Consider the following 16,854-nt stretch of genomic DNA (forward strand, 5'->3'; position numbering starts at 1 on the left):
TCAACCGCCTACACCGCGTGAAACGGCCATTTACAACCAAGGTTAGAGACTGGGCGTACCCAAGTATTGGCGGTATAGTAGAAGCGATTAAAGATTCTGCGCCGGAGAGCACGACATGAGTATTGCCGAGATTAAAAACAAGGAGCGCGTGATCAACGAACTGTTGCGCTTTATTCGCAAGGTTCTGGTGGAGCCGGATATCAGTGAAAAGGCACTGGAGATTGCCCGTAAACACTTCAATGAAGAGAACGCGGAAGTCCTGATCGCCGAAGAACTGACCTCAACTACCAACGTCAAGATTCCGATTGAACACAGCGACGCCGACCGTCTCTTCCTGGAGCTACTGGTCGACGTGGTACGTGACGAAAAGGCGCTCTACTAAGCACGCCTCTTCCCGGAATGGCTGGGCCTTATTCAGGTACCAGCCAGTCCAGACGCCAGCTCCCGCTGCCCTTCTCCACTTCCAGCTGCTGCGCCAGCCAGGGCGATACCTCGGCCAGGGTTTCATCCAGCTGCCAGGGTGGATTGATCACCAGCATTCCGCTGCCATACATGCCCCGCTCACCCTCTGACGCACGGATATCCAGTTCGGAACAGAGAATCTTGCGAATCCCCGTGGCTGCCAGATCCCGTTTCATCTGCTGCCAGAGTCCTGCCGGCAACAACGGGTACCAGATGGCATAACAGCCGTTGGGCCAGCGCTTGTACGCCTTGGTAATAAACTTCACCAGATCGCGATATTCCTGCTTCACCTCAAACGCCGGATCGACCAGCACGACGCCACGGTTGGGCTTGGGTGGCAGCAGCGACAGTACACCCTCATAACCGTCACGATGATGCACGTTGACACGCTCGTCACCCCGGAACACATTTTTCAGTGCATCGGCTTCGGCCGGGTGCAGCTCCATCACACTGATCACATCCTTGTCCCGCCCCATCTGAGCCGCCATCAGAGGCGAGCCCGGGTAGGCCAGCAGCTGCTGGTCGTTAACCGCCGCAACCTGTTCCAGATAGGGCTGTACCGCCTCCGGCGCCGACTGCTGCCAGAGCCGCGCGATGCCGTCACGGTACTCCCCGGTTTTCAGTGCCTGCTCACCTTCCAGATCATAACGCGCCCGGCCACCATGGGTTTCCAGATAACTCCAGGGTTTGGCCTTGCGATTAAGTGACTGCAACAAAAGGGTGAGCAGCAGATGCTTGTGCACATCTGCAAAGTTGCCGGCATGGAAGCCGTGCTGGTAACTGAGCATAAAGGGTACCGATTCAATTATTGGATGCGGGGCACATCCAGATGCGGGAAGCGTTGTACCAGACGTGTCGCCAGGGTACGCAGCTCATTCCAGTTGCGCCCATACAACACGGTATCACCGGCCTCGACATACGGCCCCAGCAGTCCCGGCAGGCCTGAGCCCAACTGGAACAGCGAGCCCCGTGTCTGGCCACTGCACTCGAAGCGGCCCGGCCGCGTCTGCGAGAACATCCAGCGGCCATCCTGCCAGCGCGGAGGCTGGTCAGCGCCGGCATTGAGACAGATGCGCACACGTTTGAACACCAATGCGTAGGCTGTTTCACCCTCGCGCTGCACGCGGAAGGCATTCATGATGCTGCCCTGGGCGGCGGTCACCGCCAGGCTGCCCCAGTTGTTGCCCTGTCGGTAGAGCATCATCAGGCGACGCGGGTCACTGACCGGTGCTGCACCCAGAGGTTGATACTGCTGCGCCAACACCAGTGGCAGCGACATGCGATAGTGCGGGCCTTGCAGGTAGTGATTCACCAGCTCCTGCGCCAGTGCGTCCGTGGTCCGGGTGGCGGCGACCGGCATTAAAGGCCGCAGCGACAGCGGCGTCACGGTCAGTTCCTGTTTCGGCTCAGGCGGTGGTGGCGGAGGTGCGGCACAGCCTCCCAACAGCACAGCCAGAACCAGGGGAACACGGAGCCGGGCAAGAATATTCATCAGCGTACACTAGAAATGTATTTGGACAGATGAGCCATTTTATCGGGATCTTCATCCATAAAGCTGACCAACACATCCACATAGGCGGCATCCAGCTTTTGCTCGGTGGCCTGTACCGAGGTGACAAAGCCGTTGATACGGGCCACGCTATCACCGGACAGCTGCTCGATATCCACCACGACCTGCTCCAGCACCTGCGGGAAGGCACCTTCATTCTTGATCACGACTTTGACTTCACGCAGGTTCAGATCCTTGATGGCACAGCGGAAGGTCTGCTTGCTGTTACGCAGCTGCGCCAGCCCTTTGGGCTTGGCCACGGATTTGGCAGGAGCCGACTGCGGCTTGGCCTTCTTGTCATCATCCAGCATCGCCTTGGCGCGGGCCTGCTGCTCGGGACTGAGCTGCTGACGCTTGCTCAGCGCCTTGACCATTTTCTGCACCAGCTGCTCACGGGTAAACGGCTTGCCCAGATAGTCGTTAACGCCCGACTGGATCGCCTTGAGCACATATTCGCGCTCACCACGGCTGGTCACCATCAGAAAGGGCGTCTGTTTATAGGCATCCTGGGCACGGCACCACTGCAGCACGTCCAGGCCGCTGGTTTCGGGCATTTCCCAGTCGCAGAGAATCAGGTTGAACTGTTTCTGCTGCATGGCTTGAATGGCCTGGGTGCCATTTTCAACCGCCATGACGGTAAAATCGGGAAAGGATTCCCGAACCATGGATGTCACACGCTCACGAATGAAGCGGGCATCATCCACGACCAGAATATTAAGTTTGCTCATCGATAGCTGTTTGTCCGAACAACGCTTTAACTGAGCACACTGTCCCACAAACTAGCGCCTGACTGAACCCCCAGCCCTTGTTTCGGGGCAAAAAACAGGCGTTTAAACGGCCTGTAAGTGCAGATTCCCACTCCGGGCTTCCCGCACGCTTAACCATAGAATACCGCCAGCCATACACTGGTCTGCTCAGGATCGGTCCAGCTGACACGATGGCGCCGATGCGCGGGAATATTGAGGTAATCGCCAGGTCCCAGGCGCACCACCTCGCCATCCTCAAAGGTCAGCTCGCTCGCGCCCTCAAGCAGCAACACCCACTCATGTTCATCCTGGTCATACCAGCCACTATCGGGTGAGGTTTGCCCGCGGGACAGAATACGCTCGATGCGACAGCCAGGCATGTTCACAAGGTCCCTGAACACCTCCTGCGGCAGATTAGCGGGAATATGATCGCGGATATTAGGCATACCTATTCTTCTTTCCCTTCGTCAGAATAACATCAATAAAGAACTCGCACGTGAAACATGCTAGTCCGGCCAGTACCAGGCAGGTATATCAAACTGGCCCAGATTCGCCGCTCGGGTTTCGCCCAGCTCCTTGTCCAGCTGAATCGAACAGCAGCTCTCACTTTGCTCCAGCGTGGCAATCAGACGCGAAGCATGAGACACCACCCAGACCTGGCAGTGTTCGGATGCCTGCAGAATAAGTCGCCCCAATGCCGGCAGCAGGTCCGGATGCAGACTGGTCTCCGGTTCATTCAGCACCATCAATTCAGGTGGCCTTGGCGTCAGCAGGGCCGCGACCCAGAGAATATACCTGAGGGTGCCATCCGAGAGTTCTGATACCGACAGAGGCCTGAGCAAGCCTTCCTGCTGCAGCTCCAGAAAGAAACGGCCATCATCTTCACGGCGCACTCGCAGGTAAGCCCCCGGAAAGGCATAGCTGATCGCTTCATCCAGAGCGGCTTCATCGCCGATTTCACGAATCGTTTGAATCGCCGCGGCCAGATCCCGGCCATCATGATGTAACACCGGCGTACGTGTACCCAACTGGGGCTGGCGAGCCGGGGCATCACGGTCGGTACGGAAATGGTCATAGAAGCGCCAGCGGCGAATGTTCTCGCGCAGCTGAAACACCTCCGGTGTGCTCTGGACATCAGCGACCTGATCAAACAGGGAGTCGAACCCCGGCATGTGCTGCGCCGCCACCTGCCATTGGCGTCCGTCCCGCACCCGTACAGCAGGCCCCTTGCGATCCACCAACAGACTGGCAGGACGATAGAATTCACCGTACCAGATGCCTTCGCGTTTGATTTCCGGGTCCAGGTTGAAAACCGACCGAGGAACAGGCTCCGGCAGCCCCAACGAGATGGCATAGCCATAATCATCACCAGCAAAGCCCATGCGCAGACGCTTCACCTGCTGACGCGGCCCGCCCTGCACCGGCACCTCACCCCGACGCATACGCGCACTGATTTTCTCCGGCCCGGCCCAGAAGACGGAGTCCAGTCCGCCATCAGCAGCCAGTGCACTCACTACACCACCACGGCCCACCTGGGCCAGCAGACGCAGAGCCTTGTAGAGGTTGGATTTGCCGCTGCCGTTGGGCCCGGTAATCAGGGTCACCTGCCCCATCGGTAAAGTGAGCTTTAAAATGGAGCGGTAGTTTTCAATGGCGAGGGTTTTCAGCATCCTGGTGTTACATCCCTGTGGGTTCGATCAGCAAGCCCCTGCCTCCTGAAAGACAGACGGCTCAGGATTTGCGACCTCTCAAGGCCGCCGCATAAGCCAAAGACGCCCACTCGCGCGCCACTTCAGCATCTTCAAAGATTTCGTCCGGTGCCAGGCAGTAGGACATTTTAATTGGCTTGCCGTTTTTCACATATTCAAACGGCGTAAGCCCCTGAGCTTCAAACGCTGCTCGGGATAGCTTATCGGTTTTGAGATAGAGCATATTATCAGCCACCAGCGCGAACATCAGGCCATCGTGATAAATGCCATAACCACCAAACATGCGCCGAGTTCGGATCGAGCCAAATAGAACAAACACTTCGTGCAGGTTATCCACAAACTCATGTGAAGACGACACCCTGATACCTCCTGCAAAAATGGTGCAACGCACTCAAGCGACCGGGCTCTTAACTACAACCAACGTCCATGCAAGGGAGTATAGCCGCCTGTACTTTAGACTCGTTTTGCTGTGCATGGATTGAACAGCTGCCCGGCGAAGACTAAAAAACATAACACTCCACCCTCAAAAGGATTTGCCATGCTGGGTTTATTTGCGGATCAAAGCTATTGGTATCTACTGGCACTCATGTGCAGTACGACTGTGTTATTTGCTCTTCCCATTTTCCTGACGCCCCTGTCCTGGGCACATTTGATGCTATGGAAAGTGCCTGATGAAACGGACCTGGCCGTGTACTTCGGTCGCTGCCTGGGCGCATTCATTCTGGTCATCGAGTTGTTGATGCTGAGAGGGATACTCGACTCCGGTTCAAGACTCTTTGTCTTCGATTCACTCTATGCGGTCTTTTCATTGATGTTCGTTGTTCACATCTACGGCGCGTTTAAGGGTATACAGCCCATTACCGAGACCCTGGAAATCGGGCTCTGGTTTGCGCTACTGGTGCTGAATACCCTGTTTTATCCCGCTCAACAGTTGAGTTTTATGCATCTGAATTGACACCTGGGGAAACTCTAACCATGTACTCCCGCACCCTGCTGACACTTGGTTGCCTGACCCTGTTATCCCTGCTAACAAAAGCCAGCGATCTCAGCTATGAGGCCTATATCGATTCGGACAAGCGCATCAAATGCCTTTACGGCTATGCCGCCGACAAGACAGGTGACCATGCTGCTGCCATTAAGATTTTCGAGGACTGCATTGAACGCTGGAATGATGTCTATTCCATGATCTGGCTGGCCCAGATCTATGAATCCGGCATTGGCGTGCCTCGAGATATGGAGTACGCAACAGCGTCCACGCAGTACTAACCATCATAGCGATACCCCATACCATGCACCGTCTGAATAATCTGTGGTGACTGGGGGTCAAGCTCCACCGCCTTGCGCAGTTTGGAGATGTGCTGATCAAGCGTGCGACTGCTGGGCAGATATTGGCGCCCCCAGCACTCATCAAAGAGTTCATCCCGGCTCAGCACCCGGCCGGGGTTGCGGTGCAACAGCTGCAGAATGCTCAGGTCGCGCAGGCTCAGGTCGATCTTCTGCCCTGCCCGCTCGGCACGCAGCTGATCCGGAAACACCCGGAGGTCGCCCATCTGAAAGCCCGACTGCGCCGACTTTGTGGCCGTCTGCGCCAGACAGCGGCGCGTAACCGCATGGATACGTGCCACCACCTCACGACTGCCGAACGGTTTCTTGATGTAATCATCCGCACCCAGTTCCAGCCCCAGCACCTGATCAATTTCTTCCGATTTTGCGGTAATAAAGATCACCGGCAGTTGCTGGTCCTGCTGGCGAATACGGCGGCAAAGGGCGTATCCATCCAGCTTGGGCATCATGATGTCGAGTAGAACCAGTGCCGGGCCTGTTTGAGCGGCTATCTTTTCCTGATACAGCGCCCAGGCCTGCTCGCCATCTGCGGCCTCCAGACAGTCGTAGCCTTCAGCTTCCAGCAGGTCACGCAGGCCCAGGCGAATATTGAGATCATCCTCGGCGATCAAGATTTTCATGCCTGTGTCTCCAGTCGTATCTCAAAATGGGTGCCTTTCTCGCTCGCCAGCAAGACCAGATCACCGCCATGGGCACGGGCGAGATCGCGCGCCAGCCCCAGCCCGATTCCCGTACCGGTGATGCCGTCGGTCAGGCGGTTACTGCAACGATAGAAGGGCTCGAATACCCTCGCCCGTTCAGATGCGGCAATACCCGGCCCCTGGTCCTGCACGGACACACATAGCTTGGTCCCCTCCAGCCAGCTGGCGATGCGCAACGCACCGCTGTCGGGGGCGTATTTTTCACAATTACTGAGCAGGTTGTTGAGGATCTGCTCCAACAGGGCCGGATCATACCGGAGGCGTTGACCAACACCGGGGGTGAATTCGGGTTCGATTAAACGTTGCTTGAGCAATGGCGCAAAGGTTTCCAGAATGCGGGTGATCTGTGGGTCGGGATCCTGGCATTCCAATGACAATGTCAGCTGCCGGCGCTGCAACCGTGACAAGCTCAGCACATTATCGATCAAACGGGACAGGCGCTGGCTTTCATTACTGATAACGCCCAGATAACGTCCCACGGACGGGTCGTCATCACCGTCCAGGCGCTGTTCCAGCATTTCGGCATAGAGTCGCACATTGGTGAGCGGTGTTTTCAGTTCATGGGAAACCTGGTTCACGAAGTTAACCCGCTGTGCTGCCAGCTGCATTTCCCGGCGATGTTCGCGATAAAACAGATAGCCCAGCCCCGCCAGCCCCAGGCCGAGCAAGACAAGCGGAAGGGTTAGCGTCAGCCAGGCTGGTGGCCCTCCTCCCTGCAGGGACGGGGCGTGGTACTCCAGGCTCCAGCTGCCCAGTGGGTGACTCAAACCCAGGCTGCGCAGCGGCGCGCCGTTCTCCTGATAATCCCCCCAGCGGTACAGCGTATTGGCCTGACTGTCGAGCAGTTGAATCTGCGCGTCGCCCAGTACGTCACGCCCAGCCCCGGCATCAGGCAAGCGGTTAATCAAATCTGACAGCAGGCGTGCATCATTGAGCACAAAGCCCAACGTGCGGCCCTGGGGGTCACGCCACCAATAAATATGTATCAGGCGCGCATCCACATACCAGGCGATCCAACCGCTGTCAGTGATATCAGCTTCGCTCTCAACGGACCTATCGGATGCCGCCTCGGCCTGCTCCGCCGCGCGTGCATTCCGGCGTGGCTCGGCCTTGGCCAGACTGGCGGCCGGGGCCTGGGATTCAGCCGCATCGGCATCGACCTCACTAGCATAATCACTCAGGTTATCGACCAGTTCGGCAGGTGCCCGTTGCGCCAGCTGACCGCTGACAAAGTAATCACCGGAACGCTTTGCTGCAGGTGTGTCACTGGCCGCAGCCGAGGGTGGCGGCACTGTTTGAGGGTCCGCATCCTTGGGTCGTAGCAGGCCCGGCGATTGCCACAGAGGCTGGAGACGTTCCACCAGACGTTGCTCTTCCCGACTCAAGGGTTCATTCCGAGGTGGAAACTGGCGTTGATCAGACTGATCCAGCACAAACAGCTGTTGTACCTGCGCGGATCGCTTGATGAATGTTCTCAGTGCATCGGCAGGATAGTCTTTGTCGGCCAGACGGTAGAGGTCCATGCCCTGCCGTTGCAACAGGGTTTCCAGTTGCTGAAAGTGACGCTGGAGCTGCTGGTCCACGGATTCCAGCTGCTGCTCGACCAGTTTCTGCAGCTGCAACCCGACCAGTTGCTGCTCGTTCTGCTGCAGGCGGTAACCCAACCATCCCAGCAGCAATAACGGCAGCAACACCAGCAGAATCAATAACAGGGTGGCGCGGTATTTCATGGCACTCCCGAGTGCAGCCAGGCCCGGTGTCGTTCAGGACCACACCGGGCCAGCGCTCAATAGCTTTGTTGGGTGGCGCGCTTGTACTGTTTCTCGCGCAGCTCCTTGCGCTGGCGGGTCCAGTCTTCTTCCGAGGATAGCGTATCTGCATCCTGCAACGCTTCCTTTTCCTGGGCTTTCAACGCGGGGGACGCCAAGGCTTCGGCCTGGGAGCCCAGATAGGCCGCGCTTTTTTCCAGCAGCTGGCGGGCACCGTCTACATCCCCACGATCACGACGCTCTACCGCTTCTCGACTGTACTCGTTGGCCACCTGCTCGACTGCAGACTCCAGTGCCGGCTTATCCACCGCGGCCTGCACTTCAACTTCCGATGCACTGAAGCTGGCCAGCACCCGTCCATCCAGTTGCGACGCACGCCGAGTCGCCAGATTGGCATAGTCGACCTGTACCCGGGCCAGCTCCAGTTCAGTGCCCGCACTTTGGGCCGGTACTTCCACTTCCAGCACCAGGTATTTTTCCTGCTCACTGTAAAGCTGATTGAGACGGGTGCGTACACGGTCGCCGATCACTTCGGCCTCACGCCCCAACAGACGCAGCGGCCTGACACCATTGAGACAACGAATCTCGATCACCAGATCCTGGGCTACCACCGAGAGTACATCGCCGAACTCATACTGGAACACCCGTGCCAGGTCGGAGGCATTTTCAACAAAGGCATGGTTGCCATCACTCATGCCAGCCAGCTGTGTCATCAGGTCTTCGTTGTACCCCAGTCCCAGTCCGATCGTGGTAACACTGATACCTTCAGTCGCCAGAGACTGACCCAGACGCCCCAGCTCAGAGGGCGACTGGGGCCCCACATTGGCCAGCCCATCGGAGAGCAGGATGACACGATTGACCCGGTTGCGATCAATGAACTTGCGCAGTTCCTGCCCACCCTTGCTGACACCGGCAAACAGTGCCGTATTACCGCGTGCATGGATACGGCGAATGGCCCGGTAGACCGGTTTTCTGTCCACTAGCCGGGTGGCCGGCACCACGACATCAACCTGAGAGTCGTAGGCCACCACTGAGACGATATCCCGTTCATCCAGTCGCTGGATCGCCATGATTGCCGCTTCCCGGGCATGACGAATCTTGTCACCGCCCATGGAACCGGAACGGTCCAGCACGATCGCCACATTGGCCGGCGTGCGTTCGCTGCGCCCCGCCAGCTCAAAACCATCCAGAGACAGTTTGATATAGGCTTTTTGCGTCGCATCAGCGGCCATGACCGGCGTTGCCAGGCTGAGGTCCAGCTCTACTTCCTGTGCCTGCGCCAAAAAGGACGTGCACAACAACAGGCCGGCAGCCAGAGTGCGTTTGAAAATATTGAGAGGACTCATGATCCGACTCCTTTGCAGCGTGATAGTAATAAACCTCGTGTCAGCTGCACTCTAGGCCGGGCAATGAAGGCGTTGGTCAGATGGATGTAGAGAGTATGTAAAAGATTTGTAAGCGAGCCGGAACTATTTTTTTGCACCTGCGTTATAGCACTTTCATCAAGCTGGTCTAAATTCAAAGACGGTGTTCAAAAAACGAACACCTCAATCTGATCACCTGTACGCATTTTTCAGGACCACTGACAAAGGGAAAATACCATGGCGTATGTAAGCATTGATGGCAAAAAGTATGAGAAAGAACTGCTCGAACTGGCCAAGGCTCACACCACCGGCCGCGGCGAGGGCAAGATTTCCAAGGATGAAGCCGCAGACCTGCTGAAATCGGCCAATGACGGCCAGGGCGTGACCGATACTGAGCTCGATACCCTTAAATACATTCGCGAAACCTTCGATTTTACCGATGCGGCAGCCAGCTTCTTCGACGACGAAATGGCCAAGCTCTGATAACACCCGCCCCGGGCTTTTGAGTCATTCGGCCCGGGCCTGTTCTCTCCAGCCAAAGAATCTCGAGAGGTACGATATGAGCCTGATCAACATGGCCGCACAGCTGTTTATCAGCAAACTGGGCGGCACTGGCGAACAACTGGATACCGGAAGCGTGGTTGCTGCATTGCAAAATTTATTGCCCACTGACGGTGGCGAACTGGATTTGAGTGCACTGGTTGGTCAATTTACCAGTGGCGGTGGCTTGGCAGACCTCGCCAGCTCCTGGCTTGGCGGAGGCGACAACGAAGCGATATCGCCCTCGACCCTGATAGACGTACTGGGTAATGACCAGGTATCAGAATTTGCCGGCCAGCTGGGACTGGGCGAAGACACCGCTGCCGAAGGCCTCGCTCAGATGATTCCTGAATTGATTGATGGCAACAGCGAAGGCGGTGATCTGCTGGGTGGTGCCGTTGGTGATATGGCTAAAGGTGTGCTGGGCAAGCTGTTCTGAATGTTCTTAAAAGGGCCAACCCTTGTGGCTTGGCCCACACCTCAATGCTGGTTCTGACGGATCACTTCACGCACACATATACCGAATTGGTGGCTTCACCGCCCTGGAAGGGGTTATCAAAGGTCACCACATGCGACTCGACACGAGTAAATACGGTTTTCAACAGCGCTTCAAATTCAGCGTCGGGCAGGTTCTGTGACCACATGGCAAACACGCCTTCAGGTTTGAGTTGCTGTGCCATCAGGGGCAGATTTTCCGTAGTGTAGAAGCTGGCATTGGCCGGGTTCAGGTACTCGCTGGGGGAGTGGTCGATATCCAGCAGGATGGCATCGAAGGTTTTGCCCGCATGCTCCGGATCAAAGCCGGTCTGCGGGTCCGTGGCCAGGTCGAAGAAGCTGCCCAGCACATAACGGTTGCGCGGATCGGCATTAAGCGTTTTACCCAAAGGCACCAACTCATCACGATGCCAGCCGATCACGGTTTCCAGCGCATCAACCACCAGCAGCTCAGCGATACGCTCATCATTCAGAGCGGCAACGGCGGTATAACCCAGCCCAAGGCCACCAACCACAACACTGAGGGAGTCGCCCTGCACGGCCGCCAGCCCCAGTGTCGACAGGGCTTCTTCTGCCGCAACGAACATGCTCGACATCAGAAATTCGTCACCCAGTTTCACTTCATAGATATCCCGATTTCCCAGTGCCGGAATGGTACGACGGCGCAGGGAGATCTGACCCAGAGGAGAGGCCTGGCTATCAATTTCTTCAAACAGTCGAGACATGGCGAAAGCGGTCCTGAAAAGGTGAGCGAGGATATAGATCCAGTTGGATGCGGGACAGGATAACGCCTGACGCCATGGACGGAAATGGGTGCGACGCTAACCTGAGCTGCTAACACTTCTGTGCGATGAAGAAAGCGTACCCGTAATACTGCCCGTAACGGCGATATAGATCGGCTTCATGACGCTGCTCGCGCACCAGATCAGCGGCCGCTGCGTTGTCTGGATGCAGTCGCAAAAAGGCATCCTGGGTGGCAACCTGAGGCGTGTAGAAGTGTTCAGTCCAGCACTGCGCCGGCAGGATGAATGTGGCTACAGGCAGGTAACCGGACCGCTGTACCTGTTGCACCTTGTTGGCCAGGGTGTCAATCTCCGGATAGGCCTCGACCCAGAAACGCTCAATCTCCTCGGGCCGGCTTTCGGTAAACCAGCAGGCTTCGGATACCGCCAGATAGCCACCCGGTTTGAGAAAACGGCGCCATTCCCGAAGGCCACGTTCAAAGCCAATATTGTAGATGGCGCCTTCCGACCAGATCAGGTCCAGCTCTTCATCCGCAAACGGCAACGCCGCCATTGAGCCGACAATCCCGCGTACCCTGTCATCCAACCCTGCTTGCCGTGCCTTGTCATTGAAGCGGCGGATAAAGTCAGGGAAGAGATCCAATGCAGTAATGGACCCGGGCGCTTGTCCGGCCAGCACCCGTGTTTGGCCACCAGTGCCACAGCCTATATCGGCAATACGTGAGTCAGCATCCAGCCCCTCGATAAAGCTTAGCGCCCTCAGTGTTTGTGCCGGACTGCCCGGCCCCTGCCGTTCCAGCAGGGCAAAGTACTCACAGATCAGACTGTAATCGAAATCATGGATACTCAGGTCTTCACTCATACACACTCCCGGATACGCCGCCAAAGGCTGCGTTGCATGCTAAGGGGACGCAACCGGCTTACTCGCTACCCGCCTTATTCTGAACATACACAAAATCGTTTTTACCGCCTTTCTTCACACGGTACATGGCTGCATCGGCTGCTTTCAGCAGCGCTTCAAGGTCCGCGCCATCCTGTGGATAACGTGCAATGCCGATACTGGCACTGACACGGGCCTGAGTATCCACAACCTGAATCGGCTCCTGCAATACTTCCAGAATGCGGCTTGCCACCGAGGTCGTATCTGCTTCCTTGTGATCATGAGACAGTAGCACCACGTATTCATCACCACCGATTCGCGCCAGCAGGTCTTCCGAGCGGATCACCGATTGCAGCCGTTGTGCCACTTCGCACAGCACTTCATCACCGGCACTGTGGCCCAGGGTATCGTTAACGGACTTGAAGCCATCGAGGTCGATAAACATCAGCCACAGGGTCTGGCCATTGCGCTCGGCATGGGCGATCTCGGTTTTGGCTGCTTCCTGCATATAGTGCAGGCTGTGCACGCCGGTCAGGGCATCCTTCATGGCGATGTCGTGCAGTTTGGCACGGGCCGCTTCCACTTCATCCAGCGCGTGGTACAGCTCGGTAAAGTCGTACTCCACCACCAGAAACAGGAAGTCGCCATTCAGCGGATGACGGGTGCGGCGAATATCCAGACTGTGCCGACGCAGCCCTTCGCTGGTCTGCATAATGTAATCACAACGCCCTTCTTCACCGGCCTGAATCTTCTTGAGACGCTCACGCCCCTCGTCCGGATTGGCAAAGCGGGCCACAAAGGCACAGTCGCTCTGGGCTTTACCCTGTTCATAAAGAAAGTTGTACGCATCGGTGGCCGCCGGGTTTTCCACCACCGGCTCACCTGCAAGGGTAAAGGTGGTGGCCGGTACGCGGGTGTAGCGCATGGCCTCCATCAGCAGCAGGTTCTCCGGCTGCTCACCCAGATTCACCTGTTCATTAATGTAGGCGATGATGCCGCGATGTTTTTCCGGCCCCAGGAGTACGGCACGGTGCATCATCAGTAGCGTTTTGGGCTTGCCATTGGGGTAGGTGGTCCAGGGGTCCACGGTGAGGCCGTCTTTGGCTGCCAGCTCAAAGGTTTGCAGCGTACGGTCACGCGCGCCCTGGGTATCGCCAGACAAGTCCTTGTCGATCAGTTGCTGCAGGCAGTCCAGCCCCCAGAACTCCACGGCCGCGGAGTTGCCCCACCACCAGCCGTGCTTGTCCAGATCGAACACCCAGACCACGTTGGGAATCAGCTCGTAGAGACGCAATTCCGCATGGGTTTCGATATGAACCAGATGGTCATACTGACTACTAAATGTCATTCTTTAACGACGACCTCAACAACATCAGACAGGATTTCACTATATGCGCTCAGGGCCAGAAGCTCCACTTAAAGCCAGCTTTTGCGGGCAATATTGACCACCTGTAACAGAACGACCCTGTTTTATTGAACATCAACATTTCCAATACAGGTATCAGAAAAAAATAATGTTACACGGACCCGATACCCTCTAGTATTTTGCCCCCTTTTTTTAAACCTCCCCTTCGGTTTTAAGAAACCTCTCATTCCCCCATTGATAAAAACAAAATAAACTCAAATAAAAAAATCCATAATCACGCCATCACCACCAAGAAAACCAAAAGCAAATAAATCTAAAAAAACAAATAAAATCAAATACTTAAAAATTATAAAATTTATTATCCCGCACCAATACTGAACAATAACCAAAAAACCGCACCAATAAAAAGCACAAAACCATTTGAATAAATAAACATTATTCCATGCTTAGTTTAATTGTAATTGTTGATCGTTTTCCTGATGGATAGGTTAGTGACATTCCGATGTACACCCTTAAACATCACGGAGTCACAACAGATGAAAACACCTACACGCAAGGCAATGTTCAAAACGCTGGCGGGTGCCAGCCTGCTGGCGACCACTATGGTTTCCGCACCCAGCATGGCCGGTAAACTCTCACTCGGTCATACCACCTGGGTCGGGTATGGCACCCTGTACCTGGCACGGGACATGGGCTTCTTTGCCGAGGAAGGCCTGGAGCTGGAACTGCAAACGATTGAAGAGTCATCCATGTACATGGCGGCGGCCGCTTCGGGTCGTCTGGATGGCTCCGCTTCCACCATCGATGAGATCCTCAAGTACCGCCCTCAGTTCTGCTTCAAGGCCGTGGCCGCACTGGACGAGAGCTTTGGTGGTGACGGTGTTCTGGTGAACGATTCCATCGCCTCCATGCAGGACCTCAAGGGCCAGCGTGTCGGGGTCAATGAAGGTTCGGTGTCCCAGTTCTGGCTGTCCTACCTGCTGAGCCAGAACAACATGGACATGAGCGACATTCAGGTGGAAAACATGACCGCCGATGATGCGGCCAGTGCCTTCATTGCCGGCCGAATCCCGGCTGCGGTCACCTGGGAGCCTCACCTGTCACTGGTGCGCTCACACGACGCCGGCAAGGTACTGATCGACAGCAGTACCACACCGGGGGTCATCGTGGATGTGGTGGCACTCAACTGCGATGTCATTGAGAACCAGCCGGAAGACGTGGCCGCTCTGGTGAAAGGCCTCTACAAGGCGGTCGATTACACCAAACAGCACCCGCAGGAAGCCTACAAAATCATGGCCAAGGGTGTGGGCGGTTATCTGTCCGACCCGGCAGAACTGGAAGCCGCCGCCCAGTCCGTGCGCTTTTATGACAGCAGCATGAGCAAACAGCTGCTGGGCAGCGATGGCAACAGCGGTGATATCGCCGATATCATCAGCCTGGCCAATGACACCTGGAGCAAGCTGCAGGGCAAAACCTTCGACGTGAAATATGAAGACCTCGTCGACACCCGCTTTGTCAGCGCTGAATAAAGGTAACCGGTCATGTCACAGCGTAGCTCTATCGTACGCGACTGTCTGACCCCCAAGCATGAGCTTCCCCGGAAGCTCGTGCTCGGTACAGGCATCGCCGGCTGGTTAGCCGTTATCTCCATCTGGATGATTTTCTCGGTCGGGGACCTGGTTCCCGACATGTTTCTCCCCTCACCCTTTGATGTCTTCGACGCCGGTGTGCGTCTGATTAACGACGGCTCGCTTATGGGCCATGTCTGGGCCAGCCTCGAAGTGGTCCTGATCGGCTTCTTTGTATCCTCTCTGGTTGCCGTGCCGCTGGGCCTGATGATGGGCAGCTTCCGCATTGTGCAGGCACTGCTGGATCCGCTGGTCAACTTTGTACGTTACCTTCCGGTGACTTCGTTCGTGCCGCTGTTCATTCTGTGGATCGGCATCGGTATCGAGCAGCGTGTCACCGTGATTATCTTCGGCGTCTTCTTTCAGCAGCTGGTCATGATTGCCGACGTGTCTCGTGGCGTTTCCAAGGACCTGATGCAGGCCGCCTATACGCTGGGCTCCAGCCGCAAGGATGTGGTCATGCATGTGATTGCACCCGCTTCCATGCCAGGCGTACTGGATGCACTGCGCGTCACCATCGGCTGGGCCTGGACCTATCTGGTCGTCGCTGAGCTGGTCGCTGCTTCCAGCGGTCTGGGCTACATCAGCCTGAAAGCCATGCGCGGTTTCCAGGTCGACGTCATCTTCCTCGCCATCGTCATTATCGGCCTGCTGGGTCTGATCACCGATCAGGCATTCCGTTTCCTGCGAATGAGATTAGGATCATGGGACAAATGAAATCAATGAGTGCACCGCTCGACACCACGCTCACGGAAGTGACAACACCGCTGGTTGATGATCGCCCCGTTCAACTGAGCATCGACAATGTCAGCCTGCGATTTCCCAAACCGGACGGCGGTGAGTTTACGGCACTGGAAAATGTCTCGCTTGAAGTGAAAGACCAGGAGTTTGCTGTCATCGTCGGCCCCTCCGGCTGCGGCAAGTCCAGTCTGCTGTACCTGACCGCCGGGCTGAACACGCCCAGTGACGGCGAGATCCGCGTCGCCGACGAGCTGGTCACCGGCCCTGGCGCAGAGCGCGGTATGGTATTCCAGAGCTACACCCTCTTTCCCTGGCTCACCGTGGCGCAGAACATCGAGTTTGGTCTCAAGCGCAAGAAAATGCCGGCTGCGGAACGGAAGGAAACAGTCGATTACTACCTGAATGAGGTTGGCCTGACCGGGTTCGCCGATAACTTCCCGACCCAGCTCTCCGGGGGCATGAAACAGCGTGTGGCCATTGCTCGCGCCCTGGCCAATGACCCCAAGATCCTGCTGATGGACGAACCCTTTGGTGCCCTGGATAGCCAGACGCGCCTGCAAATGCAGCAACTGTTGCTCAGGGTCTGGGAACACCGCAAGAAAACCGTGGTGTTTGTCACCCACGATATCGATGAAGCGATTCTGCTGGGTGACCGGGTGTTCGTCATGGGCTCCAAGCCCGGTCGCATCCAGCAAATTCTGGATGTGGACATCCCTCACCCACGTACGCTCGACATGGTTATGGAGCCGGAGTTTATCGCCCGCAAACGCGAGATTCTTTCCCTGCTGCATGACGACCTGGAAGAGATGCATTAAGG

The 16,854-nt window shown here is 56.5% G+C and carries 20 protein-coding genes; 8 read left to right on the forward strand and 12 right to left on the reverse strand.

Annotation, left to right across the window (positions count from 1 at the left end; all coding sequences use genetic code 11):
* Positions 1-115: 115 nt before the first annotated feature.
* On the forward strand, positions 116-382 hold the full coding sequence (locus tag O3C79_RS00160; RefSeq protein ID WP_010321628.1) for a hypothetical protein: 267 nt from the start codon (positions 116-118) through the stop codon (positions 380-382).
* A 28-nt stretch (positions 383-410) separates the two neighbouring features.
* Here O3C79_RS00160 and O3C79_RS00165 read toward each other — a convergent pair whose 3' ends face one another.
* The 6 genes from O3C79_RS00165 to O3C79_RS00190 form a co-directional block, all read right to left on the reverse strand.
* Entirely contained in the window at positions 411-1,250 is an 840-nt protein-coding gene (locus tag O3C79_RS00165; protein WP_494384384.1) for a 23S rRNA (adenine(2030)-N(6))-methyltransferase RlmJ, read from the reverse strand.
* A 17-nt stretch (positions 1,251-1,267) separates the two neighbouring features.
* Complete coding sequence (locus O3C79_RS00170; protein ID WP_494384385.1) at positions 1,268-1,954, reverse strand: hypothetical protein; 687 nt, start codon at positions 1,952-1,954, stop codon at positions 1,268-1,270.
* On the reverse strand, positions 1,954-2,739 hold the full coding sequence (locus O3C79_RS00175) for a response regulator (RefSeq protein WP_010321631.1): 786 nt from the start codon (positions 2,737-2,739) through the stop codon (positions 1,954-1,956). The genes O3C79_RS00170 and O3C79_RS00175 overlap by 1 nt, the downstream gene beginning before the upstream one ends.
* 149 nt (positions 2,740-2,888) lie before the next feature.
* Complete coding sequence (locus tag O3C79_RS00180) at positions 2,889-3,203, reverse strand: cupin domain-containing protein (protein WP_494384386.1); 315 nt, start codon at positions 3,201-3,203, stop codon at positions 2,889-2,891.
* Positions 3,204-3,263: 60 nt separating this feature from the next.
* The gene (locus tag O3C79_RS00185; RefSeq protein ID WP_494384387.1) at positions 3,264-4,427 is read right to left on the reverse strand and encodes an AAA family ATPase; all 1,164 of its coding nucleotides are present in this window, start codon (positions 4,425-4,427) and stop codon (positions 3,264-3,266) included.
* A 61-nt stretch (positions 4,428-4,488) separates the two neighbouring features.
* The gene (locus tag O3C79_RS00190) at positions 4,489-4,824 is read right to left on the reverse strand and encodes a TfoX/Sxy family protein (RefSeq protein WP_494384388.1); all 336 of its coding nucleotides are present in this window, start codon (positions 4,822-4,824) and stop codon (positions 4,489-4,491) included.
* A 180-nt stretch (positions 4,825-5,004) separates the two neighbouring features.
* Between O3C79_RS00190 and O3C79_RS00195 the strand changes: the two genes are divergently transcribed.
* Positions 5,005-5,421 carry a hypothetical protein gene (locus O3C79_RS00195; protein ID WP_494384389.1) on the forward strand — a complete coding sequence of 139 codons (417 nt, stop codon included), beginning with the start codon at positions 5,005-5,007 and terminating at the stop codon, positions 5,419-5,421.
* Between the two features lie 20 nt (positions 5,422-5,441).
* Positions 5,442-5,732 (forward strand): hypothetical protein, encoded by a 291-nt coding sequence (locus O3C79_RS00200; RefSeq protein ID WP_494384390.1) that lies wholly within the window; start codon positions 5,442-5,444, stop codon positions 5,730-5,732.
* Here O3C79_RS00200 and O3C79_RS00205 read toward each other — a convergent pair.
* From O3C79_RS00205 to O3C79_RS00215, 3 genes are read right to left on the reverse strand one after another with little or no spacing between them, the layout of a single operon-like run.
* Positions 5,729-6,430 carry a response regulator transcription factor gene (locus O3C79_RS00205; RefSeq protein ID WP_494384391.1) on the reverse strand — a complete coding sequence of 234 codons (702 nt, stop codon included), beginning with the start codon at positions 6,428-6,430 and terminating at the stop codon, positions 5,729-5,731. The genes O3C79_RS00200 and O3C79_RS00205 overlap by 4 nt on opposite strands.
* Positions 6,427-8,241 carry a sensor histidine kinase gene (locus O3C79_RS00210; RefSeq protein WP_494384392.1) on the reverse strand — a complete coding sequence of 605 codons (1,815 nt, stop codon included), beginning with the start codon at positions 8,239-8,241 and terminating at the stop codon, positions 6,427-6,429. The genes O3C79_RS00205 and O3C79_RS00210 overlap by 4 nt, the downstream gene beginning before the upstream one ends.
* Positions 8,242-8,297: 56 nt before the next feature.
* On the reverse strand, positions 8,298-9,626 hold the full coding sequence (locus tag O3C79_RS00215; protein ID WP_494384393.1) for a vWA domain-containing protein: 1,329 nt from the start codon (positions 9,624-9,626) through the stop codon (positions 8,298-8,300).
* 255 nt (positions 9,627-9,881) lie between these two features.
* Between O3C79_RS00215 and O3C79_RS00220 the strand changes: the two genes are divergently transcribed.
* Positions 9,882-10,127 (forward strand): hypothetical protein, encoded by a 246-nt coding sequence (locus tag O3C79_RS00220; RefSeq protein ID WP_010321638.1) that lies wholly within the window; start codon positions 9,882-9,884, stop codon positions 10,125-10,127.
* Positions 10,128-10,203: 76 nt separating this feature from the next.
* Entirely contained in the window at positions 10,204-10,623 is a 420-nt protein-coding gene (locus tag O3C79_RS00225) for a YidB family protein (RefSeq protein WP_494384394.1), read from the forward strand.
* A 61-nt stretch (positions 10,624-10,684) separates the two neighbouring features.
* Here the strand turns inward: O3C79_RS00225 and O3C79_RS00230 are convergent, their stop codons facing one another.
* From O3C79_RS00230 to O3C79_RS00240, 3 genes are all read right to left on the reverse strand, one after another.
* Positions 10,685-11,404 (reverse strand): spermidine synthase, encoded by a 720-nt coding sequence (locus tag O3C79_RS00230; RefSeq protein ID WP_494384395.1) that lies wholly within the window; start codon positions 11,402-11,404, stop codon positions 10,685-10,687.
* A gap of 109 nt (positions 11,405-11,513) precedes the next feature.
* Positions 11,514-12,284 (reverse strand): class I SAM-dependent methyltransferase, encoded by a 771-nt coding sequence (locus O3C79_RS00235; protein WP_494384396.1) that lies wholly within the window; start codon positions 12,282-12,284, stop codon positions 11,514-11,516.
* A 58-nt stretch (positions 12,285-12,342) separates the two neighbouring features.
* The gene (locus O3C79_RS00240) at positions 12,343-13,650 is read right to left on the reverse strand and encodes a diguanylate cyclase domain-containing protein (RefSeq protein ID WP_494384397.1); all 1,308 of its coding nucleotides are present in this window, start codon (positions 13,648-13,650) and stop codon (positions 12,343-12,345) included.
* A 554-nt stretch (positions 13,651-14,204) separates the two neighbouring features.
* Here O3C79_RS00240 and O3C79_RS00245 point away from each other — a divergent pair.
* From O3C79_RS00245 to O3C79_RS00255, 3 genes are read left to right on the forward strand one after another with little or no spacing between them, the layout of a single operon-like run.
* Positions 14,205-15,197, forward strand: coding sequence for an ABC transporter substrate-binding protein (locus tag O3C79_RS00245; protein WP_494384398.1), 993 nt, complete (start codon positions 14,205-14,207; stop codon positions 15,195-15,197).
* Positions 15,198-15,209: 12 nt separating this feature from the next.
* Positions 15,210-16,013 (forward strand): ABC transporter permease, encoded by an 804-nt coding sequence (locus O3C79_RS00250; RefSeq protein ID WP_494384399.1) that lies wholly within the window; start codon positions 15,210-15,212, stop codon positions 16,011-16,013.
* Positions 16,014-16,018: 5 nt separating this feature from the next.
* Complete coding sequence (locus O3C79_RS00255) at positions 16,019-16,852, forward strand: ABC transporter ATP-binding protein (protein ID WP_494384400.1); 834 nt, start codon at positions 16,019-16,021, stop codon at positions 16,850-16,852.
* Positions 16,853-16,854 lie beyond the last annotated feature (2 nt).

This window comes from Marinobacterium sp. NO-S09 (assembly GCF_059179545.1).